This is a genomic window from Sinobaca qinghaiensis (genome assembly GCF_003610495.1).
Classification (GTDB): Bacteria; Bacillota; Bacilli; order Bacillales; family Marinococcaceae; genus Sinobaca; species Sinobaca qinghaiensis.
Map to the genome: position 1 here is coordinate 20,792 of NZ_RAPK01000012.1, position 23,466 is coordinate 44,257.

25 protein-coding genes are annotated in these 23,466 nt (G+C 45.2%); 5 read left to right on the forward strand and 20 right to left on the reverse strand.

Going from position 1 to position 23,466, the window contains the following annotated elements; all coding sequences use genetic code 11:
• Positions 1-39: 39 nt before the first annotated feature.
• The 3 genes from ATL39_RS15850 to ATL39_RS15860 all read right to left on the reverse strand — a co-directional run bounded on the left by ATL39_RS15850 (position 40) and on the right by ATL39_RS15860 (position 2,277).
• Positions 40-840: a DUF1444 family protein gene (locus ATL39_RS15850; RefSeq protein WP_120194358.1), complete on the reverse strand. Its 801-nt coding sequence runs from the start codon at positions 838-840 to the stop codon at positions 40-42.
• A gap of 80 nt (positions 841-920) precedes the next feature.
• Positions 921-1,247: a thioredoxin family protein gene (locus ATL39_RS15855; RefSeq protein WP_120194359.1), complete on the reverse strand. Its 327-nt coding sequence runs from the start codon at positions 1,245-1,247 to the stop codon at positions 921-923.
• A 19-nt stretch (positions 1,248-1,266) separates the two neighbouring features.
• A complete protein-coding gene (locus tag ATL39_RS15860; RefSeq protein WP_120194360.1) occupies positions 1,267-2,277 on the reverse strand; it encodes a PTS sugar transporter subunit IIC in 1,011 nt (336 codons plus the stop codon).
• 129 nt (positions 2,278-2,406) lie between these two features.
• Between ATL39_RS15860 and ATL39_RS15865 the strand changes: the two genes are divergently transcribed.
• Entirely contained in the window at positions 2,407-2,847 is a 441-nt protein-coding gene (locus ATL39_RS15865) for a YtoQ family protein (protein ID WP_120194361.1), read from the forward strand.
• 46 nt (positions 2,848-2,893) lie between these two features.
• On the opposite strand, the gene ATL39_RS15870 is transcribed toward ATL39_RS15865, so the two are convergent.
• The gene (locus tag ATL39_RS15870) at positions 2,894-3,406 is read right to left on the reverse strand and encodes a DUF84 family protein (protein ID WP_245961012.1); all 513 of its coding nucleotides are present in this window, start codon (positions 3,404-3,406) and stop codon (positions 2,894-2,896) included.
• 1 nt (position 3,407) lies between these two features.
• Positions 3,408-4,481: a M42 family metallopeptidase gene (locus ATL39_RS15875; RefSeq protein ID WP_120194362.1), complete on the reverse strand. Its 1,074-nt coding sequence runs from the start codon at positions 4,479-4,481 to the stop codon at positions 3,408-3,410.
• Positions 4,482-4,630: 149 nt separating this feature from the next.
• On the opposite strand from ATL39_RS15875, the gene ATL39_RS15880 reads away from it, so the two are divergent.
• On the forward strand, positions 4,631-4,936 hold the full coding sequence (locus ATL39_RS15880) for a PepSY domain-containing protein (protein ID WP_120194363.1): 306 nt from the start codon (positions 4,631-4,633) through the stop codon (positions 4,934-4,936).
• Between the two features lie 88 nt (positions 4,937-5,024).
• Here ATL39_RS15880 and ATL39_RS15885 read toward each other — a convergent pair whose 3' ends face one another.
• From ATL39_RS15885 to pulA, 8 genes are all read right to left on the reverse strand, one after another.
• Positions 5,025-6,941: a PTS fructose transporter subunit IIABC gene (locus ATL39_RS15885; RefSeq protein WP_120194453.1), complete on the reverse strand. Its 1,917-nt coding sequence runs from the start codon at positions 6,939-6,941 to the stop codon at positions 5,025-5,027.
• 29 nt (positions 6,942-6,970) lie between these two features.
• A complete protein-coding gene (gene pfkB / locus ATL39_RS15890) occupies positions 6,971-7,885 on the reverse strand; it encodes a 1-phosphofructokinase (protein ID WP_120194364.1) in 915 nt (304 codons plus the stop codon).
• A complete protein-coding gene (locus tag ATL39_RS15895) occupies positions 7,882-8,637 on the reverse strand; it encodes a DeoR/GlpR family DNA-binding transcription regulator (RefSeq protein ID WP_120194365.1) in 756 nt (251 codons plus the stop codon). Before ATL39_RS15895 ends, pfkB begins: the two co-directional genes overlap by 4 nt.
• A 312-nt stretch (positions 8,638-8,949) precedes the next feature.
• Positions 8,950-9,792: a YtnP family quorum-quenching lactonase gene (locus tag ATL39_RS15900; protein WP_120194366.1), complete on the reverse strand. Its 843-nt coding sequence runs from the start codon at positions 9,790-9,792 to the stop codon at positions 8,950-8,952.
• 78 nt (positions 9,793-9,870) lie between these two features.
• Positions 9,871-10,512, reverse strand: a complete 642-nt coding sequence (gene trmB / locus ATL39_RS15905) for a tRNA (guanosine(46)-N7)-methyltransferase TrmB (RefSeq protein WP_120194367.1) — start codon at positions 10,510-10,512, stop codon at positions 9,871-9,873.
• A 21-nt stretch (positions 10,513-10,533) separates the two neighbouring features.
• Entirely contained in the window at positions 10,534-11,475 is a 942-nt protein-coding gene (locus ATL39_RS15910) for a carbohydrate kinase family protein (RefSeq protein ID WP_120194368.1), read from the reverse strand.
• Between the two features lie 68 nt (positions 11,476-11,543).
• On the reverse strand, positions 11,544-12,392 hold the full coding sequence (locus ATL39_RS15915) for a phosphotransferase family protein (protein WP_211327006.1): 849 nt from the start codon (positions 12,390-12,392) through the stop codon (positions 11,544-11,546).
• Between the two features lie 41 nt (positions 12,393-12,433).
• Positions 12,434-14,581: a type I pullulanase gene (pulA, locus tag ATL39_RS15920; RefSeq protein ID WP_170146971.1), complete on the reverse strand. Its 2,148-nt coding sequence runs from the start codon at positions 14,579-14,581 to the stop codon at positions 12,434-12,436.
• A 105-nt stretch (positions 14,582-14,686) separates the two neighbouring features.
• Here pulA and purU point away from each other — a divergent pair, with 105 nt between their 5' ends.
• On the forward strand, positions 14,687-15,553 hold the full coding sequence (gene purU / locus ATL39_RS15925; RefSeq protein WP_120194370.1) for a formyltetrahydrofolate deformylase: 867 nt from the start codon (positions 14,687-14,689) through the stop codon (positions 15,551-15,553).
• 24 nt (positions 15,554-15,577) lie between these two features.
• Here the strand turns inward: purU and ATL39_RS15930 are convergent, their stop codons facing one another.
• Genes ATL39_RS15930 through ATL39_RS15940 form a run of 3 tightly spaced genes read right to left on the reverse strand, consistent with a single transcriptional unit; the run spans position 15,578 to position 17,621 of the window.
• On the reverse strand, positions 15,578-16,522 hold the full coding sequence (locus tag ATL39_RS15930; RefSeq protein WP_120194371.1) for an NERD domain-containing protein: 945 nt from the start codon (positions 16,520-16,522) through the stop codon (positions 15,578-15,580).
• Positions 16,523-16,573: 51 nt separating this feature from the next.
• Entirely contained in the window at positions 16,574-17,263 is a 690-nt protein-coding gene (locus tag ATL39_RS15935; protein ID WP_120194372.1) for an LrgB family protein, read from the reverse strand.
• Positions 17,256-17,621 (reverse strand): CidA/LrgA family protein, encoded by a 366-nt coding sequence (locus tag ATL39_RS15940; RefSeq protein WP_120194373.1) that lies wholly within the window; start codon positions 17,619-17,621, stop codon positions 17,256-17,258. Before ATL39_RS15940 ends, ATL39_RS15935 begins: the two co-directional genes overlap by 8 nt.
• A 75-nt stretch (positions 17,622-17,696) precedes the next feature.
• Here ATL39_RS15940 and cysK point away from each other — a divergent pair, with 75 nt between their 5' ends.
• Together cysK and ATL39_RS15950 are read left to right on the forward strand one after the other, a co-directional pair.
• Positions 17,697-18,629 (forward strand): cysteine synthase A, encoded by a 933-nt coding sequence (gene cysK, locus ATL39_RS15945; RefSeq protein ID WP_120194374.1) that lies wholly within the window; start codon positions 17,697-17,699, stop codon positions 18,627-18,629.
• Between the two features lie 241 nt (positions 18,630-18,870).
• Positions 18,871-19,089: a DeoR family transcriptional regulator gene (locus ATL39_RS15950; RefSeq protein ID WP_120194455.1), complete on the forward strand. Its 219-nt coding sequence runs from the start codon at positions 18,871-18,873 to the stop codon at positions 19,087-19,089.
• A 78-nt stretch (positions 19,090-19,167) separates the two neighbouring features.
• On the opposite strand, the gene ATL39_RS15955 is transcribed toward ATL39_RS15950, so the two are convergent.
• The 4 genes from ATL39_RS15955 to ATL39_RS15970 all read right to left on the reverse strand — a co-directional run bounded on the left by ATL39_RS15955 (position 19,168) and on the right by ATL39_RS15970 (position 23,427).
• Complete coding sequence (locus ATL39_RS15955) at positions 19,168-19,887, reverse strand: pseudouridine synthase (RefSeq protein WP_245961013.1); 720 nt, start codon at positions 19,885-19,887, stop codon at positions 19,168-19,170.
• Positions 19,865-20,539, reverse strand: coding sequence for a hypothetical protein (locus ATL39_RS15960; RefSeq protein ID WP_120194375.1), 675 nt, complete (start codon positions 20,537-20,539; stop codon positions 19,865-19,867). Before ATL39_RS15960 ends, ATL39_RS15955 begins: the two co-directional genes overlap by 23 nt.
• Before the next feature lie 56 nt (positions 20,540-20,595).
• Positions 20,596-21,732, reverse strand: a complete 1,137-nt coding sequence (gene ftsW, locus ATL39_RS15965) for a putative lipid II flippase FtsW (protein ID WP_245961014.1) — start codon at positions 21,730-21,732, stop codon at positions 20,596-20,598.
• A gap of 78 nt (positions 21,733-21,810) precedes the next feature.
• Positions 21,811-23,427 (reverse strand): putative polysaccharide biosynthesis protein, encoded by a 1,617-nt coding sequence (locus ATL39_RS15970; RefSeq protein WP_120194376.1) that lies wholly within the window; start codon positions 23,425-23,427, stop codon positions 21,811-21,813.
• Positions 23,428-23,466: the final 39 nt, after the last annotated feature.

The window sequence follows — 23,466 nt, forward strand, 5'->3', positions numbered from 1 at the left end:
GTACCATATTGTACCACAGGTCCGCTGAAAAATGAGCCTTTAATTACGGTCCGGCTTCTTCTTTGCCAGTATAAACACAGGTTCTAGTTTACCATCAGCGTACGTGAAGGAAAGAGCGGTTACCGGCACTTTGCCATCGTGGAAAAAGCGGAACACAATCTGGCCGAGCACATCAAAGCCCTGCTGGTTTTGAATATCCGCAAATATAAGGCTGTCCTGATGCGGAACAGCTACAGCAAGCTCTCCGGATGTTTTAGCATCCATTTCTTCAAGAAGCTTCTCGTTTAAGATCCGGCTTGCATCATACCCGTCTTTTGCATTAACGAAATAAAAAGTATTTCCCGCAACCGTTTCTGTTTTGTAGGATACCTCAAGCGAGCGCAGATTAAACAGCGCAGCTTCTTTAATTGTCTGTTCCGACAAACCTTCCGCTGCCAGAGCATCTTCATCAAGCAGCGTATAGGCCTCTCCCATATCAAGAGCATAGTATACTCTTGTTTCTGCAGTATGATCGGATGTTAACAATTTCTGCCCGTTTCCTTTTTCCGTCGGAAACGAGGTGGAGCGGATAACCGGATAAATATAGGCTTCGCGTCCTTTAATCTTAATATCTTTTTCCATTGCTTCCAATGAAACGGTAATAAAACGAACCGCATCCTCTACCGATTCCTCCGCCTTATCCCCGTGTTTTGCCAGCCATTTATTCAGATCAAGCTCTACCCCTTTTTTAATCGTTGTATGATCTACCCGGAGTGTGGTGGTTTCTTCATCATAGGACATGACCCGGTTTTTGCCGGCCAGCTCTTTTTCAAGTATTGATTTCAATTCATTAATTTCCATATTAACGGCCTCCTGACCTTGTTACATGCAAACGGCGCTTCACAGAACCTGCTGTAGATAGCGCCGTTTATCTTATTATTTTACGCCTTTTCTTTTAATGATTCATCAAGAAACTGCTTAATTTCTTCCGGTGTTTTTCGATCCCTGCTTACAAAACGATGGAGTTCACTGCCCTTTGAAAACGTTAGAAAACTTGGAATTCCCATAACACCCTGTTCCTGGCAGATCTCAATAAGCTCATCTCTGTCCAGATGATAAAAAGTAAAGGAAGAATACTCTTCTTCAATAGCAGGAAGCTCCGGTTCAATGACGCGGCAGTCCGGGCACCAGCCGGCAGAGAACATAATAACTGCGGCTTCTTCTTTGATCGCTTCATTCCATTCTTCTCTAGTGTGTATATTTTTCATATGGCTGACACTCCTTTTTTTATCCTTGATCTATTTTCATATCCCCTAGTTTAATCCAATTTCGTTTCCGCATCCACTCAGAGAGGCTGAGACTGATCACGGCCGGCCCCGCGATCTGCAGAAGAAAAATAAGACCGACAATCCCCCAGGTCCAGCCCATACTCTCAAGCGTCATGATAGGACCAACCAGACCGCTTGTACCCATCCCTGCACCGGCTGCGTTGTTTTCCATTAAAAAAACCATCGTTGATAATGGAGCAAACACAGCCCCTGCCACTGTAGGCGGAATAAGTATTAAAGGGTTTTTAATAATGTTGGGGACCTGCAGCATAGAGGTTCCGATTCCAAGAGCTGCCAGACCGCTTACTCCGTTTTCCCTATAGCTGCTTACGGCAAACCCTGCCATCTGGGCGGCACATCCTACGGTAGCCGCTCCGGCCGCTATTCCTTCCAGCCCGAGCATAATAGCTATAGCTGCGCTTGATATCGGCGCAGTGAGCGCCAGTCCCATGAGCACCGCAACGAGTATTCCCATTATAAACGGCTGCTGGGCTGTTGCCCACATAATCAACTCGCCGAAGGTAACAAGCGCACTCTGCAGGACGGGTCCTACAAACGAAGCCACTGTAAATCCGGATGCAATAGTTACAAAAGGCGTTACAATAATATCGAGCTTTGTTTCCTTAGAGACGAGCTTACCAAGCTCAATAGACAGGAGAGCGGCAATAAAGGCTCCAGCCGGGCCGCCAAGCTCTGCCCCGGCTGCTCCTGTCACTACCGCCGAAAATAAAACGAGCGGCGGTGCTTTCAAGCCATATGCTATGGCTGCCCCTATAGCAGGGCCCATCAGTCCCATGGCAAGAGTACCCATATCTATAAAAAAGGGCCAATTCACCTGTTCACCAACTGTTTGAATAATTAAACCGATAATAAGGGAAGAAAATAAACCTAAAGCCATATAGCTCAGCGCCGTCACTCCGTATGTCTTTACAGATATGTTTACACCCTTACGCAAAAAAAAGGACTTCATCCAAGAGCCTCCTGTCATTTACTTTTCTTCAACTTCTCTATTATAATAATCCACTCTCCGGATTACAAGCAGGTTTTATGTAAAGCGAAAAAGGCTATGAATAGGGAGAGACAGAAGGAGGAATCATTGATGCAGTTAAACGTATATCTAGCCGGCCAGATACATGACAACTGGCGAGAGGACTTTCGGAAGAAAGCAGAAGATAAAAACCTTCCGCTCACCTTTTCCGGACCAATGGAAAATCACGAGCGCTCTGATAATATTGGGGAAGAAATTTTAGGAAAACAGCCAAACTCCATCGCAAAAGATGAAGCAGCTTCGAGCTTTAATAATCTGCGGACACAGCTGTTAATGCAGAAATCCGATGTCGTTGTTGCATTGTTTGGAGAACAGTACAAGCAGTGGAACACCGCTATGGATGCAAGTGCCGCCCTGACCATGCAGAAGCCGCTTATTATTATCCGGCCTAAAGAACTGCACCATCCTGTCAAAGAACTGGCAAATAAAGCAAATGCGGTGGTGGAAACACCCGGGCAGGCGCTCCAGGCTTTGGCTTATGTGTTTGATTAAGCAGCAAAGAACGCTCCTCCCATAGCGGAGAAGCGTTCTTTTTCTTTTACTGCTGCCTGAAATGCTGTCTCTGTCCTTCCAGCAGCTGCACGATGTGGGAAAACATAGACGTTCTCGAGATCATCCCATTTGTAAACACGCCGACAGCTCCTTCTTGATGACTGACTCCGCTTCGTGAGGTATAGTCGTCCATAATGTCTTTAAGCTCTTTTCCTTCCCGGAGAGAGATGAGAAATTCTTCAGGCAGTGCCAGTCTCGCCCCGGAAGCTGTATATACCCGGCTTCCATCAGCAAGAGCGCCCCAGCTGCATAAATACAATGTGCCGTCGACCAGCATAATACCGCCCTCCAGGCCAATTCCCCAATTTCCTTCATCTGAGCAGGCCCGGGCCCGTTCTATCGCTCCCTGCCTTGTTTCCTGATCGCTCATCGGCTGCTCGCTGATTGTTACCTCCACAGGCTTTCCTATTACCTGTAAAGCTTCGGAATACACAGAACGAACGGCATTGATTTTGGTTTCGTTTAAAGACCCGACTGTAATTAATGGAGACGGGTTCAAATTATACCTGGCTCCTAATGCTGTCCAGGGTGGACTGATCGGTATTCTGAACCAGTTTCACGATCAGTTCCTTCGCTGCTGCATAATCATCTACGTGCATAATCGAGGCTGCCGTATGAATATAACGGGAGCAGATGCCAATGACTGCTGAAGGCACTCCTTCATTTGTTGTATGCACCCGTCCTGCATCTGTTCCTCCCTGCGACATAAAAAACTGGTAGGGAATGTTATTTGATTCTGCGGTATCCAAAACAAAGTCACGCATGCCGCGGTGTGTAATCATCGTCCGATCAAATAAACGCAGGAGGGCTCCTTTTCCAAGGTGTCCAAAGGCATCTTTTCCACCGGTCGCATCGTTGGCCGGACTTGCATCCAAAGCATAAAATATATCCGGCTTGATCATCTGCGAAGCGGTCGCCGCTCCGCGCAGCCCTGCTTCTTCCTGCACCGTAGCGCCGGAATACAACCGATTAGGCAGTTCAGCATGCTGCAGTTCTTTCAAAAGCTCAATAGACAAGCCTGCTCCGTAGCGGTTGTCCCAGGCTTTAGCCATAATTTTCTTTGGATTAGCCATAGGTGTAAATGGGCAGATCGGCAGAATCGGCTGGCCGGGACGGATCCCGATTTGGGAGGCATCTTCTTTATCATCTGCTCCAATATCTATGTACATACTCTTCAAAGGCATTGGCTTGGAACGCTGCGACTCTTCGAGCAGGTGAGGCGGTGTTGAACCAATTACCCCGGTGACGGGTCCGTTATCTGTTAAAATCTGCACCCGCTGTGCCAGAAGCACCTGGCTCCACCAGCCGCCCAGTGTCTGAAAATTGATCATTCCTTTGTCATTTATGGATTTTACCATAAAGCCTACTTCATCCATATGTCCGGCTACCATCACTTTAGGGCCGTCTGGATTTCCTGTCTTTACGCCGAAAACGCTCCCCAGGTTATCCTGAATAACTTCCTCGCTGTATTTGGCAAGCTCGGTTCTCATATAGTCTCTCACCTGATGTTCAAACCCCGGCGCTCCCGGGAGTTCTGTAAGTACTTTAAACATATCCATAGTTTCCTGATTCATGTTGTACTCCTTTCGTGACTCAAACGATTTGGTTTTATTTTACCGAAGGTTTAACTTTTTATCTACCTTGGGAATATATAGACATTGGAAAAAATCATTCCATACGATATAATAAGTGGAAACGAGAAATGGAAAGGCAGGTTTGAATAATGAAAACAAGCGATATTCTAGTAGGGGTCGGCGTTGGAATCGTAGCTGGCTATGCTTTAAGTGAATGCACTGCAAAGGACCAAATCTCGCCCGAAAAAGCCTTGAAAAAGGTAAAGGAAAACGTGAAAGATCACATTTCCATTAACGGCTCCTGGATTCATATGACTCCGGAAAACTACAAAAAAGACCAGCTGGAATACCGGGTTTACCGCGGCGGCCTTTCTAGTACCAAAGAAGGCAGAACAAGCCAGATGGACTTTATTGTGGATGCCAAAACCGGCACCATTCTTGAACTTTCTTCTTAAAACAGATGTATCCTCCCTGTACGGTTTTTGTGCAGTGGAGGATTTTTTCATGCAAAAAAAGAGCTCCCATACGGGAACTCTTTCTTTTTTATGCGCGGATAGGTTTTTTAAGAATCGCGAGCAGAAGCATTGTTACAACAGATCCGATCAGGATCGACAATGCATACAGCCACGGGCCGCCTCCCTGCACAGCGTTTAGGAAGAATACGATAAATCCGCCGTGGGGAGCCAGAAGTTCTGAATTAAAGAACATTGCCAGGCCGCCGGCTGTAGCCGAACCAATTACTGCGGCCGGAATAACCCGGGCCGGGTCCGCTGCGGCGAATGGAATAGCTCCTTCTGTGATAAAGAAGCCGCCCATTAGATAGTTGGAAACACCGGCATCTCTCTGTTCTTTTGTAAAACGGTTTTTAAAGAATGTAGTAGCAAGTGCGATTCCGATTGGCGGAACCATACCACCGGCCATTACGGCTGCGTGCGGTGCGAAGTTGCCTGCTGTGATCATGGCGATACCAAACGTGAAGGCTGCTTTGTTAATTGGACCACCCATATCAACTGCCATCATACCGCCTAACAGAATACCAAGCAGAATAATATTTCCTGTACCCAGTCCTCCGAGCCAGTCCTGAAGGAAAATATTCAGGGTAGCTACCGGCGGAATAATAATAAAGTACATAATTAAACCGGTAATCATAATGTTTAAAACCGGATAGAACAAAATCGTTTTGATTCCGTCGAAGATTCTTGGAAGTCCTGCAAGAGCTTTTTTAATACCAAGTGCCATGTAACCTGCAAGGAAACCAGCAATTAGTCCTCCAAGAAATCCAGCTGTAACCGGATCTTCCCCAACGCCTTGTGTGGCCATTAAACCGGCGATCATACCAGGCGCAAAACCTGGGCGATCGGCAATGCTCATTGCGATAAATCCGGCCAGTACGGCAATAAAGAGTCCAAAGGCAAACTGTCCGCCGATGGCGTTAAGAGCTACAGCGAAAGTATTTTCCGGCTCGATGCCCCATAAGAAGGAGATGGCGATTAAGATACCACCGCCGACAACAAATGGAAGCATATTCGATACACCGTTCATTAGATGGCGGTAAATTGTGTTAATCACGCCTCGTTTTTCACCGGTGTTCTCTGATTTTGTATCTGATCCGGACGCTCTATGAATGGAAGCGTCTTTTTGTTTCGCCCGATTAAGCAGCTGTTCCGGTTTACGGATTCCGTCTGCTACCGGTACGGAAATAACAGGCTTTCCATCAAAACGGTCCATTTCGACTTTTGTATCTGCTGCGACGATAATCGCATCGGCATTGGCAATATCTTCATCGGTCAGACGGTTTTTCACGCCATCTGATCCATTCGTTTCCACTTTCAGGCGCATGTCCATTTCTTTGGCTTTCGCTTTCAGGGAGTCAGCTGCCATATACGTATGGGCAATACCTGTCGGGCAGGCAGTTACCGCAAGATATGTCGGTATGCCGGCATCTGCCGCACCTCCAGCAGGTGAAGCCTGGGCTGTCTGTTCTGCTTCGTCTTCTCCAAGTTTTTCTTTTTCTTTCTGATCGACTGCTTCCAGAATTTCTTCTTCACTGGAAGCCTGGAGCAGTGTTTCCCGAAAGCCTTCATCCATTAAAAGGGTGGAAAGCCTGGATAGTGTCTGCAGGTGGCTTTCATTTGCGCCTTCACTGGCAGCAATCATAAATACTAAATGAGCCGGCTGGCCGTCCAGTGATTCATAATCTGTTCCGCCTTTCGAGCGTCCAAAAGCGATGGAAGGTGTCTGCACCGCACTTGTCTTCGCGTGCGGTATAGCGATTCCTTCGCCGATTCCGGTCGTGCTTTCATTTTCTCTTGTCAAAATAGCTTCACGGTAACGATCCTTATCGCTCAGACGGCCTGCATCATCAAGCTTTTGTACTAACTCATCAATAACGCCGTTTTTTTCCGTAGACCGCAGATCAAGAATAATCGTGTCTTTCTTTAACAGTTCTGTAATTTTCATAACCATTCACCCCTCCAAATTACTATATGTTATAACCTTGTACACTCCATCTGCCCCAGCAGCTCTTCTACCTGTTCTTTTGTGCAGAACGTTTCTGAAAACGCAGTAGCACTTCCTGTCGCAACTGCAAAGGAGATAATATCTTCCGGCGTACTCTGCTTCTGGTGTTCATAGATAAATCCAGCTACAAGAGAATCGCCGGCACCTACTGAATTAAGCGGCTTTCTCGGCGGCACCTTAGCGATAAGCTGTCCTCCGTCATGCAGGTACAAAGCTCCCTCTCCAGCCATCGAGATTACTACATGATTCACACCAAAGTCTTCCCGAAGTCTGCTGCCGTAATGCACAGCCTGCTCCATCGTTTCTACTTCCGCGTTATACAGCTCCGCCAGCTCGTGATGGTTCGGCTTTACAAAATCAGGTCCTGCTTTTAATGCTTCCTTTAAGGCTTCTCCACTCGTATCCAGGTAACAGGTAATATTTTTTTCTTTTAACAGGTGGATCATTTCTTTATAAATCGTTTTCGGGAGGCTTGCAGGAACGCTACCCGCCAGAACAACACTATCTTCGGATGTTAATCCGGAGAGCTGGTCTTCAAGTTCCTTTATATTTTCTGCTGAAATCTCCGGCGAAGCACCGTTGATTTCGGATTCTGTATCCCCGCTGATTTTAATATTAATGCGGGTGTCACCTTCTACTTGAATAAAAGAGGAGGTAATACTTTCTTTTGACAAAGTGCTCTCAATATATCCGCCGGTGAATCCACCGACAAAACCAAGCGCTCTGCTCTCGGCTCCCATTCTCTGAAGCACCCTGGATACGTTAATTCCCTTGCCGCCGGGATATTTCCATTCACGGCTCGTCCGGTTTACGCTTCCTTCTTTAAAATGAGGGACTTCGATGACATAATCAACTGCTGGATTAAGCGTTACGGTATAAATCATATCTCCACTACCTTTACTCTGGTTTCCTGCTGAATTTTTCTGAGCTGATCTTTGTTGGCATAGCTGCTGGTGACGATCTGGGCGTCTGAGAGTTTTCCTACGTTTGCAAAAGAGACGTCGTAAATTTTTGAATGATCGGCAATGATCACGGCTCTCGTCGAATAAGAGATCGCTGTATGTTTGACAAGGGCTTCATCGGGATCAGGTGTGGAATACCCGTAGTAAGGATGAATGCCGTTAATACCGACAAAAGCTGTATCAAAGCGGAATTCCTTAAGCGTTGAAGCTGCCTTTTCTCCTGCCAGGGCTGCTGTGCCCGGCTTGGCACGGCCACCGGTCACATACGTTGGAATGTTATGCTGTAAAAGCAGCGGTACATGAGTAATCCCGTTTGTTACAACCGTTACCTGTTTGTCTTCTAAAAAAGGAATGAGTGCAAGTGTTGTTGTGCCCGCATCCAGAAATATACTTTCTTTTTCCTTCACCATGGAAGCTGCCCATTCAGCAATTTTATATTTTTCCGGCTGGTTTGCAGCTTCTTTTTCCGCAATGGTCGGCTCGTATATTTTCTGACGGGATAAAGAAGCGCCGCCGTGCACCCGCTTAATGAAATTATCTGATTCAAGATCATTTAAATCTCTTCTTATCGTGGATTCGGATGCCCCGGTTTTATCAACGAGATCCTGAATCGACACGACTTCTTTGAGTTTTAGCTCCTGAACGATGGCTTCTTTTCTTTGAGCATGCAGCAACTTCTTCTCCCCCCTTTGTATGCAGTTTTCAAAAAGTAAGCGTTTACTTTTTGATCCTCTGGATGAATTAATGATCTCTTAAAAAGATAATAACACCACTTTCATTCAAAATCAATCAAAATAAATCATAAATAGGCAATTATTTTTTAATATCATTCATTTTCATTCAAAATTGGTCATTAAATCACAAAAAAAACAGCCATCTGGCTGTTTTAACGGGTTAAATGGATATTTTATTTATATAATCGTGACGCCGGGTTATTGCTAACCTAAAATAATGTAGATAAAAGCGCAGAAAATACGTTCAGGCCTTTAATTGCTCTTTTCTATTGTTTGTTTTGGCTGGCCGCTGCTGTCGTATTGAATTGCCCGGTACTTATAGTCATGATAAAAAGTAAACCATGCTTCGTTATTGTAGCCTATATCCATATATTTTTGTTTGACGGCAATGGAATCCATAGGATAGTCATCATAAGCCATGACCCAGAGTACATTCTGGTGGGCATGGGTGCCCATATTATCGGCCATATGAATCAGCATATTATCTTCCTGTTCAATCGTAAGCAGGCTGATTCCTGCACTGTGTCCACCTGTCCACTGCAGCTTCAGGCCGGGCAGAAGTTCCAGTTCCGTATCAAAAAGTTTTACCTGATGCTCAATTGGCTTCCAGTTTTGTTTCCAATACGTACTTTTGGAACGGATATTGGGATTTGTAAGCTCCTCCCACTCTTTCTGTGAAATATGAACTGATGCTTCAGCAAAAGCCGGAACTTCCTGTTCGTTCTCCCATTTCACCAGCCCTGCGCAGTGGTCAAAATGCATATGAGTCATTAATACGTCATCAATGTCCTCCGGCTGAAGCCCGAGTGATTTTAGATCTTCTTCTACAAAGGATTCTTCTGTAATACCTAGATTTTTCATTTGTTTTTCATTAAATCTGCCGTTTCCGAGTCCGGCTTCCAGCAGAATATTCTTTCCATGTCCTTGAATTAAAATAGGATCTGACCTTAATTCAATCTGGTTATTTTCATTAACGGGATATTTCTTTGACCATAATGCTTTCGGAACAACCCCGAACATAGCCCCGCCATCGAGATGGGTTACGCCTCCACGAAGCCAGGTCAGTGTGTAATCCCCAATACGAAGTGTGTCCATGCGGCAGTCTCCTTTCTATTTATGTAATCGCTAACATTATTTAGTATATCATTAAAGAGAGGCCGGAGCCCCTCTTATCTATTGAAAACGGGCGCGCAGCATGTAAATCGGCTGGCCCTTTTCGGCAAATTTCGCTTCATATTCTGTCATAATGTTTCCTTCTGCTTCTTCGCTGTGATGCAGATCCAGTCTCACTGTTTCAAATTTCATACCAAATTGGCTCATGCTTTCCAGCGAATACTCAAACAGCCCCTGATTGTCGGTTTTAAACTGAATCATACCATCTGGTTTGAGAACTTTCTTATATAGTTCTAAAAACAATGAATAGGTAAGCCTTCGTTTCTCGTGTCTTTTTTTAGGCCATGGATCCGTGAAATTAATATACAGCTGATCCACTTCGTTTTCCGCAAACATCTGATCCAGAAAAAAAACATCGCCGTTGATAAAACATAAATTATCCGGTTCTTCCTCAACTGCACGCTGCACACCGGTTACAAGCACACTGTCGTACACCTCAACGCCGATGTAGGAGATATCGGGGTTTGCCAGGCTCATGTCATTTAGAAACTTACCTTTTCCGGTCCCTACTTCCACATGAATCGGCCGCTCGTTTCCAAATTCTTTTTTCCATTGGCCTGCAGGCGCATCTTCGCCGAGCTTTACATATTTTTTATTTTCGTTAATATAGTCCGAAGCCCATGGTTTATAACGCAATCTCATAGCATAATACTCCTTGTTTATTTATTTTCGTCTGTTGACGTCTTCTCTCGTAGGAAGAGCGGCCATAGCCCCTTTCACAGAAGCGGCCAGTCCTCCCGACACACTTGCTGCACGGGCAATATCCATCCATTCTTCCTTTGAAAGATGTTGGATTGGCTGTCCTTTTTCAATGATGGCGCTCAGCAGGCCGGAAACATAGGCATCTCCCGCTCCCGTTGTGTCTACCGCATCTACCTTTTCGACAGGAACGTCCCACTTTTCTTTTCCCACGATAAGGGTGCTGCCCAGCTCCCCTTTCGTAATAATAAGAACGGGAATATTATATTTCTGCATCTGTTGAAGCGCACTGTCCTCATCTGCTTCCCCACTGATAAGCTCCAGCTCTTCTTCTGATACTTTAACAATATCTGCTTTTGGAAGCATCTCCTTAATCTGTTCAACAGCTTCTTCTATCGACGGCCACAGGGCCGGACGGATATTTGGATCAAAAGAAAGAAGCATCTGCTTTTCCCTGGCAGAATTTACTGCTTTATAGGTGGCTCGGCGGGCGCTGTCTCCTATTAATGAAATAGAACCGTAATGCAGGACAGAAGCTTTTTCAAATAGATCTTCTTTAATATCTGCTTCTTCAAGCAGCTGGTCTGCAGCCGGATTAATGTAAAAATCAAAAGCTCGTTCTCCATTACTGCTGTTGGTTACAAACACGACGCCTGTTTTTGTCTCTGTTGTAAAAGAAATCATTTCTGTTTTAACACCAAAGCTTTGAAGCGTATCAAATAAAAACCTTCCCATTACGTCCTCTCCAAGCTTGCCGGCAAAATAGGAATCGATCCCCATTTTTGCCAGGCCGACTGCCACATTAGCCGGAGCCCCGCCAGGGCTTTTAATAAACTGGGAGTTGGAGCTGTCTGTTGGAATAAAGTCAATTAAAGCTTCGCCTAAACAAATCACACCTGATTTCATTGTAGTTCCTCCTTATGTATGATTCTGGAAAATATGCCTCTCTGAGAACCAGAGAGGCATAGGTATCATTATTGTTCCCGCTTTTTTTCCGCGGTAGTTTTAAAAGAAGCTGTCTGTAAATAAGTGATCCATTGGGAAGCAGTCAGCAGGTCATTTTTGCGCTGATGCTCCAGCGCCTGCTGCAAAGCATGGGACACAACGTACCAGTTCATCTTTGTTTTCAGGGTTTCTGTTAACGATAGTCCGTAATGATCAAGCCATGCTGTCCATTCTTTTTCGGGGATATATTCATGAAGAAGCAGACCGATGTCATAGGCCGGATCTCTGACAGAAGCACTGTCCCAGTCGATAAGATATAGATCTCCCCGGCTGTTTACGATCCAGTTATTATGATTCATGTCTCCATGGCAGACGACCATTTTAGCCGGTGAAACGTACTGAAGTTCTTCTTTTAAATAACAAATGGCATCCGCCATGGCCGGATGTTTTTCCTCGAGATTATGATAGCAGTTCTCTAATTCTTCGACGATAAGCTCCGGTGTTCTCGGCTTATTGCCGATACGCTGAAACATATCCAGCAGCTCTGCCGAAGAATGGATTTTTGAAAGAAGCTCTGCCACCTGCCGCTCGCCCATATCTTTCGCGCGCAGTTCCCTGCTGTTGACCCACTTTTGTGCTGTAATCACGTCCCCATTTTCCAGGCGCTTTGTCCACAGAAGTTTTGGAACGATTCCTTCTGCAGAAAGAACAGCTAAAAAAGGAGAGGAATTTCTTTTCAGAAAAATTTTCCGTTCACCCATCCAGGCAATGTAGGCTTCCCCGCTTGATCCTCCTGCCGGCTTTACGTTCCATCCGTCTCCTAATTGAAATTCCAATATATTCACTCTCGTTTTGTTTGTGTCATCTGAGTTTTTCATAATGGAATCCTTTATTATTTATTCGCCTGTACAGGCCTTTTTTATACTTGCGCAACAAGAACAACGGTGCTCAACGGCGGTATCGTTATCTCATTAGAGCGAATCGTTCTTAATGGTATCAAAGAAGCTATATCTCCGTCAACGATCATATGAAACGTTTTCTCTTCATTCAGCGGAAGCGTCTGTTCAAGCGGAGAGGCATTAAAAAACAGCTGCAGCTCTTCCACTTCATTTTCCCACTTCACCGCTGTACAGCCATTTTCTGTCGACAGTACTTCAAAAGCACTGCGGACTGCTTCCTTACTGTCCAGACGAAGCACTGCATATTTTTTTCGGATCTCCAGCAGGTTTTTAATATAATTTATAGATTCTGCATTGCGGTTCTTCTGCTCCCAGTCCAGCTGATTGATCCATATCGGCGATTTGTAGCTGTTTTCCACCTCATGCTTTGTCCGGTAGAACTCCTGTCCTGCATGGAGAAAAGGCACTCCCTGCGAAAGAATGACGATAGAAGAAGCAAGTCTGTGCATCCGTTTAATGTCTTCTGTTTCCATTTCCGGCCTGGTCTGCACGAGCTGATCCCACAGCGTATAGTTATCATGGCATTCCACATAATTAATGGACTGCTGCGGCGATTCAAACAAGGGACCCTGCTCCATTTCTTCCAGTACAGAGCCGCTCAGGTAAAAAGGAAGCTCTGAGGCATTTTCTCCTCCTCCGTTCACAAATCCAGGGTTTTCCAGGTCCATGTGGCTGCCTTTGGAAAAATCCCTGACACCGTCATTAAAAAAACCAACGGCCGGGAGTTCGCCGGCATGCTCGAGTGTGGCTCTCTGCTCTGGAGGCAGGCTCGTATCCAGATCCCATCCTTCCCCATAAAATAGGCTGTCTTTCTTACGTTCGGAGACCAGTTCTTCTGCCTGGCGGATAGTTTCGATATCATGAATTCCCATAAGGTCAAACCGAAAGCCGTCTACATGATAAAAATCCATCCAATGCTTTAAGCTGTCCAGTATATACTTTCTCATCATTCCCCGTTCCGAAGCTGTGTCATTCCCAACACCGGTTCCATTTGATAACTCTCCTGAATCGGTAAAGCGGAAAAAATAGCCGGGCACCAATATAGACAGCGGAGACGTCTCTGCATTGTAAAAATGATTGTATACGACGTCGAGCACAAGCCGGAGGCCGTGGGCATGAAGGTGGTTAATAAACTGCCAGCATTCTTTCACTTTTGCTGTTGGATCGAGCGGATCGCCTGCATAGCTTCCTTCCGGTACAAAGTGGTGAATCGGGTCATATCCCCAGTTGTAGGCGGGCGGATATTCTTTTTCGTCTATGCTGCCAAAATCCTGAAGCGGCAGAATTTGTACATGTGTAGCTCCCAGATCTTTAATATAGGTTAAGCCGGGAGATACGGCTTCTCTGTTTTTCCCCATTTTGGTCCATGCCCCGAACTTCCCTTTCTGGTACATGCCGCTTTTGTAATGGGCACTAAAGTCTCTCATATGCACTTCATAAATAACGGCATCCACCGGGCTGGAAAAGGCGGGAAGTGACACAGGTTTTCCAAGACCCAGCTTTTGTGTATCTATGACAACAGAAGCGTGGCCGTTTACCGTTGACGAGACCGCGTAAGGATCTGCGGTCCGATGATAGTCCCCGTTAATCAGCACTTCATACTGATAAGCCGCTTCATGTAGAGACCGTATCGTGGAAAATCGGTAAACCCCTTTTTCGGTACGTTTCATCGGCAGTCGTTCCAGTACAATATCGGTGTTGCCCGTATCTACTAAAAGAACGTACGCCTCCTCTGCTACAGGGGTCCAGACTGCGAAGTTTGTTCTGCTGTTCTCGCAGACGGCTCCGAGATCATTGCCATCGTAGTAATATTTCTCTTCAAATTCGGGGGAACGCGGACTTTCTCCGATTTCTACAATAATGTCCAGTTCTTCTTCTTCCGATAGAATCCGGTATCTTACACCTGCTTCCAGTTCTTCTGTCATATGAAGAACCGTCCTATCCTCCATTATTTCCATGTTTTCTATTTGCAGCTTTTCTTCTTCATGACCCTGGACTATATACAGCGCTTCCATATTAATATCTGCCGTATGAATTATTGTTACTATCTGCAGGTTATTCATGAAGGCTTTAATCGTTCTGCTTTCTGTCGCAGCGGATGCATTCATCGTCTTTCGCTCCTCGTGTAATAATCTTTTTTTTCTATAGAAAGAGTGATATAGTATTATCCGTTCCATTATAAAAATGCAGTTCCAGCAAACAGGAGGATATTTATGAGTAATTCATCTCAGCATAGAGCAAGGCTTCTTATTTCATGCGCCGACCAGCCCGGTATTGTAGCGGCCGTATCCGATTTTTTCTTTAAACAAGGCGCTAATATCGTGCAGTCGGACCAATATACAACCGATCCGGAAAATGGCATGTTTTTCATGCGTATTGAGCTTGATACAAACCAGCAGGCTTCTGTACAGGAGCTTCGGGACGCTTTTTCCGCAGTCGCCGCTTCTTTCCAGATGGACTGGCGCCTCGAAGATGCACAAATAAAAAAGAGAATCGCCATTTTTGTATCAAAAGAAGATCACTGCCTTCTCGAGCTGCTGTGGCGCTGGCGTTCCGGGGAACTCGATGCAGAAATTCCCCTCATTATCAGCAACCATGAAACGATGAAAGATGTGGCAGAAAGCTATGGTATTTCTTTTTATCATATACCTGTTGATAAAAAGAATAAACAGTCTGCGGAGTCTGAAGCCTTAAGATTAATTGCTTCCCACCGTGTTGATGTTGTCGTTCTTGCACGGTATATGCAGATTCTAAGCGACTCGTTCGTCGAATCGCTTGAAAATAAAATAATCAACATCCATCATTCTTTTCTTCCGGCGTTTATCGGCGCCAATCCTTATCAGAAAGCATTTGACCGCGGCGTTAAATTAATTGGGGCCACAGCCCATTATGTAACAAATGATCTGGACGAAGGACCGATCATCGAGCAGGACGTCCTGCGCGTCAACCACCGTTATGCCGTAAAAGAATTAAAAGTAGCAGGCAGAAACGCAGAGAAGCTCGCTCTTGCCCGTGCAGTAAAATGGCACATTGAAGATAAAGTTCTCGTTAACCAGAATAAAACGATTGTCTTCCCATAAATGTGTTAAATCGGCCGTCCTCTTTTACTGATCAGAGGGCGGCCGATTTTTCATGCGTGATTGAGTAAGAGTATGCTTAAAAAGAGCTTCTGCCGCCTGTATTTGGGCGCGCTTCACAGGAGACGGATTTCTTTTTTTCGCTTCCAGCCAGGCGGGAAGCGTCTGTTTATCTATTAATTCAGCCGATCCTGCATACCCCTTCCGGTCGATAATCGAACCGGGGGCAATTATTTCTTTTCTGATAGGGAGCTCAATGCCGTCTGCTTCCATAATAGTTGCAGCCATGCTCGTCATTCGCTGCATAGGAATAGCGGGATTAAGGGTTTTGGTAATAGTGCCTTCTGCATATTCATTCCAAAATCTTCCTGTTGATGTATCAAATACGCTGTTCATTTTTCCTTCCAAAAGAAACATGCAGATAATTTCTGTCGGTGTTATCACAATAATATCCAGTTCTACAGGCGCACTTTTTATATGAAACACTGGACGGAATAATACAAAAAAGTTGTCCGGCCATTCTCTTAGGAAATATTTCAAATGCTGGTTATAACGAAGTGATGGAGCAATAGTTGATTCCTCCAGCAGAGACGAACTTGCCCACCGCAGCTGCGATTGAAACAGCTCTTCGTAAAACGCTTCAATAAGCTGTTCTTTTGTTTTTCCCCGGTAAAACGCAAGAATATCCTGCTCCGGCGGGTTCTTTTCAGGCATAGCAGCTTCTATAGTCGTACGGCAGCGTTTTTTTAGAATCGTTCTTCTGAAAAAATTCTCTTTCGCTTTAAACCATTCTTCTTCCACCGGTTCCGGTTCTTCCAGAGGTTCATTGATAGAAGAGGTGTTGGCTTCGAGCCAGGCTGCTTTCATTTTCTTCCAGCGCTCCTGTTTAAATCTGGAAAACTGGCTGGAATAATGGTACATATCAAGCTCATACCGTGATGCATAGTCAGATAGCTTTAAAAGCTGGGCCATAAACGCTCTCCTCTCTTACTATATAGTATACACAATCTCAGGCCTTCTTATTTAAAAAACGAGAAAAGCGAGCAGAGGAGCGATGATTGAAACTATAATTGCACTGACGGTCATCGCAACAGAACTGGCTGCTCCTTCTTCTTCACTATTTTCAAGTGCTTTTGCGGTTCCAATAGCGTGAGCTCCGCTTCCCATTGCCATTCCTCTCGCAAAGGGGTGAGTAATACGAAACCATTTAAGAATGTAAGGTGCCATCATCACCCCGCCGATTCCTGCTATCATAACAAATACTGCCGCAAGAGCCGCTATACCCTCCAGGGACTCAGCTACGCTCATAGCAATAGGTGCCGTAACGGATTTTGGCAGTACAGAAGCAAGAAGCTCCTGCTCGTTTGTAACTAATATGGAAAGACTCCATCCCGAGGCAGTTCCCGCTGCAGCACCGACAGCTGAGCTGCAGAGAATAGGAATAAAATAGCGCCTTAGTAATTTCCGTTGACTATACAGCGGATAGGCGAGAGAAACAACAGCTGGTCCCAAAAAATATTCGATCCACCGGCCTCCCTCCATGTAAACAGGATAGGAGATGTTTCCCGCCTCCAGCACTCCGATAATCAGCAGCGTTCCAATCAGGACAGGAAGCGTGAACGGAGAGGGAAAACGTTTGTACAGCTGCTTTGCCGCTATGTACATTCCTATTGTCAGCATAATCATTAATACAGCAGTGATCACATTATTCATGTTTCTGCTTCCTCCCCATCAACTGCTGCGCCGTTACGCCCGCCAGCGCCATAACGATAAAAGTACTCACAAGCGTAATGCCTACAAGCCATATACCCGATCCTGTAAAGAGTGAATAATACTGCATAATGCCGACCGTCACCGGCAGAAAAATCAGCGGCATGTTCCGGAGCACAAGAGCGGTTCCTTCCTGAATCCAGCGTGGATCCAACAGGCGCGCTGAAAATGCCATAAATAATAAAATCATTCCAAGTATGCTTCCCGGCACCGGCAGATGGAGCCACTGCTGAAGCAGAGAGCCCGCACCATAAAATAGAAATAGAACAGCAATATGTAGAATCAGGCGAAATAAAGCCATATAGTGGGACACCTCTTTACGATATGGTAAAATTCTGTTGAAGTCTTGATAAAATGCGCAGAAAGCAGGGATTGCATGCTTGTTGTAAACAATGTATCAGAATTAGTAGGAAACACGCCACTAGTTAAATTAAACAGACTGCCCGAATCCGGCGGCGCTGATGTTTATTTAAAACTTGAATACCAGAATCCAAGTGGCAGCGTAAAGGACCGCGCTGCTTTAAATATGATTAAAACAGCAGAAGAGCAGGGCCTGATTCACAAAGACACTGTTATTATTGAGCCCACCTCAGGCAATACTGGTATCGGGCTTGCAATAACCGCGTCTGCCCGCGGGTATCAATCTATTTTAGTTATGCCCGATACGATGTCGCTCGAACGGATTAATCTGCTGAAAGCTTATGGAGCAAAGGTGGAACTGACGCCGGGAGATAAAAAAATGCCCGGAGCGATTGAACGCGCTCACGAACTGGTTAAAGAAATCCCCAATGCCTATATGCCGATGCAGTTTGAAAACGAAGCTAATCCGGAAGCCCACCGTCTGACCACAGCGCTCGAGATCAAAGCAGCTGTAGAAGAAATAGGCAGGCCGCTCGCCTCTTTTGTAGCTGCATCCGGTACCGGCGGCACGATTACAGGTACCGGCGAAAAATTAAAAGAATTCTATCCTGATCTTGACGTGCTCGTCGTAGAGCCTTTCGGCTCCCCAGTGCTTTCAGGAGGAAAACCGGGTCCGCACAAGCTCGTTGGTACAAGCCCCGGCTTTATCCCTCCTATACTCAACCAGAAGGTTTACAGCCGGATTGATACAGTAACCGATGAAGATGCTTATCATATCACAAGACGGCTGGCCAAAGAAGAAGGGATCCTGGTGGGACCTTCTTCAGGCGCCGCCTGCTATACTGCTTTAGAAAAGGCAAAAACCCTTTCGCCTGATGAAATAGTGATTGCGATCGCCTGTGATACTGGAGAGCGTTATTTGAGCACGGATTTATTTGAGTTTGAATAAATAATAGGTAAAAAGACTCCATATATTAAGATTATATGGAGTTTTTTTTAGAAAATTGGAAAACCTTCGGAATTATTGTACAATAAGAGAGTAAAGGGTGCTGTTTTTTTGTAAAATATATTATCAGCTGTATACTCAATACACTCTAGTTATACCATCAGACCCAGAACCCATTGACCTATTACATAAAGCAGCTTCCCTCTACAACGTGCTTTATAAATCATGGATAAGGAGTGGTTTTTTGAGAACTTCAACCGACCGTATGATCACGCGAGTAAAGTCCATCTATATTTATATCAAACAGAAGGGGACAGTGACAACGACAGAATTGGTTGACGAGTTCGGAATCACACAGCGGACGATTCAAAGAGACTTGAACGTTTTGGAGTTTAATGACCTTGTTCACAGTCCTTCCAGAGGAAAGTGGGCAACTACCCGAAAGCGCGTAAAAGCATCCTGATATGCTGAAAGCTGTTTCATCCTATGCTGATTGTAAAGCGCACAACCCTCCGGTCTGCAGCCGGAGGGTTGCTGTCTGTCAGGAATTCTGCAGCTCTTCTATTTCTTCCTCACGTAAATCCCTGTATTCTCCAGGCTTCAGCTTAGGATCCAGCGAAATGCTGCCAATTTGAATTCTTTTTAAAAACAGCACTTCCTTACCGACAGCGTGGCACATTCTTTTCACCTGATGAAATTTCCCTTCCGAGATCGTTATGTGCACCAGCTTCTCCGCCTCATCGACTTCCTCCAGAACAGCAGGCTTTGTCTCATATCCATCATCAAGAACGATACCTTGTGTAAATGCCTTCTTGTCTTCTTCTGTCACATTCTCGTCCAGCACGGCTTCATATACTTTGGCCACGTGTTTTTTTGGAGATGTAATCCCGTGGGCAAACTTACCGTCATTGGTCAAAATCAACAGCCCTTCAGTATCTTTATCGAGCCGTCCCACTGGAAAAGGACGGCGTACCAGGTCGTCCCACTCCAATATATTTACAACTGTTTCATGCATATCGTCTTCTGTTGCCGAAATCACACCCTGCGGCTTGTTCATCATCAGATATACGAATTCCCTGTACTCCACCGGCTCCCCTTTTACCGTTATCACATCTTTATCTGGATTCACCTGTGCAGAAAAACTTTTTATCTTTTTTCCGTCCGCTTCTACAGCACCCTGCTTTACGAGCTTTTTCACTTCCGTTCTCGTACCGTATCCCGTATGGGCCAGAAGTTTATCAATTCTCATTCTGCTCCTCATTCTGCTCCTCCTTCTGCTTCCAGATTTTCTTTACAAAGCCTCCATGTTCACCGCGGATGTGTGCATGTATAACCCCGGCCGGAATCTGCTGCAGGACAGCTGTTCTTACCGGCTCCGGAATGTTTTTGGCCGTGAGCTTTTTTTCAAGCTTTAAAATAAGGTCTACCGTCTCCTCCACTGCTGTCTGGTTCGCTTCGAGCACTTCTATTTCTTCTCCGTGTATTACGTTAAAAGAACCCTGAAGCCATTTTTCGAAATAGGTTTTTTCTGTCGGAAAGCTCTCCGGCACGACGAAAGTTCCACCGTTTTTTTCCAGATCGGCCTGGAGGGCGTGACCGGCAAATTTTGCCGGCACTATCGTATAACCGGGATAAAGCGTCTGAATATCTTCTGTCCGGATAGAGGTTGACGTAATATAGATTGCAGCGTGTTCAGGAAATGTATGAATGTTTTCCTCTAAAAAAGATAGAGCCGCTTCTTCTGGAAGCGCAATAATAACATTTGTATATTCTGGAAACGAAACCGGCGGTATATAATACGCATTTATATTTTCATCTACGTGCTGTTTTGTCCTGTTATAGACAGGAAGCGGTTTATCCGGATGGGCATTGACCATCATTTTTGCAAGTTTTCCAAATCCGATTATTAACATAGATAATTCTCCTTCGTATTATAAAAGTAAAAAGGAAAAACGCTACCTATAACAATCTAGATAGCGCTCGATTCCTGGGCGGACTTTTTCCGGTCCAACGATGTATATTTAGAAATATTAGCTAGAATACCGAGCAGAATCATTGTTACCAGAAGCGAGGATCCGCCATAGCTCATCAGCGGAAAGGTAAGCCCTGTAATTGGCATTAACCCTGTAGCAGCACCGGCATTAATGACCGCCTGGCTTAAAAGCTGGAAGACAATTCCGAAAGCAAGCAGCGTACCAAACTGGCTGCGGTTGCGAATGCCAATTAATGAGCCTCTCCAGGCTATTATTCCAAGACACAACAATATGAAACCAATCCCGAAAATACCAAGTTCTTCCGCCACCACTGCCAGAATAAAATCTGTATGCGGTTCCGGCAGAAAGTGCATTTTCTGTACACTCTGCCCGAGCCCTGTGCCGAACAAACCGCCGTGGGCAAAAGCAATATATGATTGGATAAGCTGATAGCCGCTTCCACTCGCAGCCTCTGCGACTTCAAAAGGATCGCGGAATGCGGTCAGACGCTGCACCCGGTATGGCTCAATTGCGGCCAGGATACCAATTACAACAGCTGCCACCGCTCCAAGACCGGCAATATGGCTTATTTTAGCACCTGATAGATATACGATAACCCCGGTTGTCATAATAATAGAGGCGGCCGTTCCTATATCAGGCTGAAGGGCAATTAAAGCAAATATGACAACAATCATAACAAGCGGAGGCAGAACGCCCGTCACTAATCGATTGATATACGTTTGTTTTTTTGAGTATACGTATGCTAAGTAAATAATCACCGCTATTTTAACAAATTCAGCAGGCTGAACCGTAAACGGCCCTATACTAAACCAGCTTGTTGCTCCATTTACTTCATTGCCGATTATTAGAACCAGAGTAAGCGATACAATTGATATCAGCATCATAAAAGGAATAAATACCTGGAAACGCCGGAAGGGAAAATGCATAAAAAAGATAAACATCAGGGTTCCCAGAATAAAAAAGATAAGCTGTCTTTGAAAAAAGTGCGCAGGATTGTCATATAAATCAATAGCAAGCGGGAAACTGGCGCTGTAGATCATAACCAGCCCAAAAATGGCGAGTGCAAAAGCAGCCCCGATCATCCACCAGTCGTAATTTTTATATTTTTGCACGTTGATTATTCACCTCAGAAGCCTTTCTTTTTAGAGTATAGCATGCACTATGCATCGCTGCCTTTACGCAGAAAGCATTTATTTTTTAAGAATAGAAAATCTGTCTCCGAGAACCTTGCCGGCCAGGCCGATTTTCACAGTAATAATGAAGTAAAGAAGGATACCTGTGACCATGGCAAATAGTTCTATCAGAAGCGCATTCATCCAGGAAACGAGCGGGAACAGCTGCTCTGCTCCTTCTTTAACGATAATCACTCCAAGACTCATCACAATCGTAACCGCAGCAATTAAAATGGTCCGTTTGATTAAAGGACGAAAATCAAAATCAGCGTACTTCGCGATAATTACCAGATTGAAGATAATGGCTGCGGTAAATCCGAGGAACGTACTGATGATAGCTCCCATGGAACCGAGTGCGATTAAAAGCGGATACGTTAAAATCAGTTTTATTAGAATTCCCACTATAAGCGAAAGCACAGCAAAGCGCTGCTGGTTAATGCCCTGCAGCATCGCCGCACTCACAGAAAACAGCGAAAACAGAATCGCTACCGGCGCATAATAGCGCAGAATATATCCTCCGACTTCAATATCATTTAAGCCGAACAAAAGCGCAAATGTAGGATATGACAACAGCATTAATCCCGCAGATGCCGGTACGGCCAAAAAGATAATAATCTGGAAAGCCTGTGTAATCTGGTTCTGCAGAACCTCATCATTCTGACTCGTAAACGACTTGGTAATTGCAGGAATCAACGTTACGCTCATAGCTGTTGCAATAGCTACCGGAATCAGAATCAGGCGGTGTGCCGAACCGGAAAACACGCCGTACATCGTTTCTGCTTCTCCGAGCGTATAGCCGGAAGCGGTAAGCGCATTGTTAAATGTAAATAAATCCACGAGCTGGAACAGCGGAATAGCCAGCCCAACAAATGAGAACGGGAGGGCGTACATAATAAGCTCTTTGTACATATTAGATAACGGCAGGTTGTGATCAACCGTGCTTTCATTTACCTGCTGATCAATAAAGTGCTTTCTTTTTTTCCAATAAAATAGTAATACAGCCAGTCCTCCAAGACCGCCGACAAAAGCGCCGAATGTAGCAAATCCTACCGCTGTACCAAGGTCTCCATCCATTATGTAAAGAACAGAATACGCCATGCTTAGAATAAATACGATACGAATCAGCTGCTCAAGAACCTGGGAAACAGCTGTAGGCCCCATAGACTGATTGCCTTGGAAATAGCCGCGGATTACTGCCATCGCCGGTATAATGATCAATGCAACACTGACCATCCGGATAACAAACGTAACATCTATCAGGGAGTTCCCATCCAGGTCGCTCGGATCACTAATAATCCATCCGGAAATGACGGGTGCCATGGAGAATAATACCAAAAATGCAAGGAAGCCGGTAATACTCATAAACAGAATGCCGGTTTTCAACAGGCGCTGGCCCGTTTTATAGTCTCCCATGGCATTATATTTGGAAACGAATTTTGAAACGGCCATCGGCACACCGAGAGTGGCCATACTGAGCAGAATTACATAGGGCTGGTAGCCGTATTGGTAAAGAGCCAGCCCCTGCTGGCCCACCATTGCTACAAAAGGGAAAACATATATCATGCCTAGAATTTTTGAGGCGAACGTTGCCATCGTTAATATCATCGTACCACGTAAAAATTTCGAGTCGGTCATACATTCATCTCCAATTAGTTACTAAATCTCATCCTTGAG

Coding starts and splice junctions, on each gene's coding strand:
- ATL39_RS15940 (WP_120194373.1), bottom strand. CDS start 17,621: ATGGCTTTATTTCGCCTGATTCTACATATTGCTGTTCTATTTCTATTT.
- ATL39_RS15855 (WP_120194359.1), bottom strand. CDS start 1,247: ATGAAAAATATACACACTAGAGAAGAATGGAATGAAGCGATCAAAGAA.
- ATL39_RS15885 (WP_120194453.1), bottom strand. CDS start 6,941: ATGAAAATTACAGAACTGTTAAAGAAAGACACGATTATTCTTGATCTG.
- ATL39_RS15875 (WP_120194362.1), bottom strand. CDS start 4,481: ATGAATCAGGAAACTATGGATATGTTTAAAGTACTTACAGAACTCCCG.
- ATL39_RS15915 (WP_211327006.1), bottom strand. CDS start 12,392: ATGAAAAACTCAGATGACACAAACAAAACGAGAGTGAATATATTGGAA.
- ATL39_RS15860 (WP_120194360.1), bottom strand. CDS start 2,277: ATGAAGTCCTTTTTTTTGCGTAAGGGTGTAAACATATCTGTAAAGACA.
- cysK (WP_120194374.1), top strand. CDS start 17,697: ATGCTTGTTGTAAACAATGTATCAGAATTAGTAGGAAACACGCCACTA.
- ATL39_RS15930 (WP_120194371.1), bottom strand. CDS start 16,522: ATGGCCCAGCTTTTAAAGCTATCTGACTATGCATCACGGTATGAGCTT.
- ATL39_RS15955 (WP_245961013.1), bottom strand. CDS start 19,887: ATGAGGAGCAGAATGAGAATTGATAAACTTCTGGCCCATACGGGATAC.
- pulA (WP_170146971.1), bottom strand. CDS start 14,581: ATGAATGCATCCGCTGCGACAGAAAGCAGAACGATTAAAGCCTTCATG.
- purU (WP_120194370.1), top strand. CDS start 14,687: ATGAGTAATTCATCTCAGCATAGAGCAAGGCTTCTTATTTCATGCGCC.
- pfkB (WP_120194364.1), bottom strand. CDS start 7,885: ATGATTTATACCGTAACGCTTAATCCAGCAGTTGATTATGTCATCGAA.
- ATL39_RS15850 (WP_120194358.1), bottom strand. CDS start 840: ATGGAAATTAATGAATTGAAATCAATACTTGAAAAAGAGCTGGCCGGC.
- ATL39_RS15960 (WP_120194375.1), bottom strand. CDS start 20,539: ATGTTAATAATCGGATTTGGAAAACTTGCAAAAATGATGGTCAATGCC.
- ATL39_RS15970 (WP_120194376.1), bottom strand. CDS start 23,427: ATGACCGACTCGAAATTTTTACGTGGTACGATGATATTAACGATGGCA.
- ATL39_RS15880 (WP_120194363.1), top strand. CDS start 4,631: ATGAAAACAAGCGATATTCTAGTAGGGGTCGGCGTTGGAATCGTAGCT.
- ATL39_RS15910 (WP_120194368.1), bottom strand. CDS start 11,475: ATGAAATCAGGTGTGATTTGTTTAGGCGAAGCTTTAATTGACTTTATT.
- trmB (WP_120194367.1), bottom strand. CDS start 10,512: ATGAGATTGCGTTATAAACCATGGGCTTCGGACTATATTAACGAAAAT.
- ATL39_RS15935 (WP_120194372.1), bottom strand. CDS start 17,263: ATGAATAATGTGATCACTGCTGTATTAATGATTATGCTGACAATAGGA.
- ATL39_RS15900 (WP_120194366.1), bottom strand. CDS start 9,792: ATGGACACACTTCGTATTGGGGATTACACACTGACCTGGCTTCGTGGA.
- ATL39_RS15865 (WP_120194361.1), top strand. CDS start 2,407: ATGCAGTTAAACGTATATCTAGCCGGCCAGATACATGACAACTGGCGA.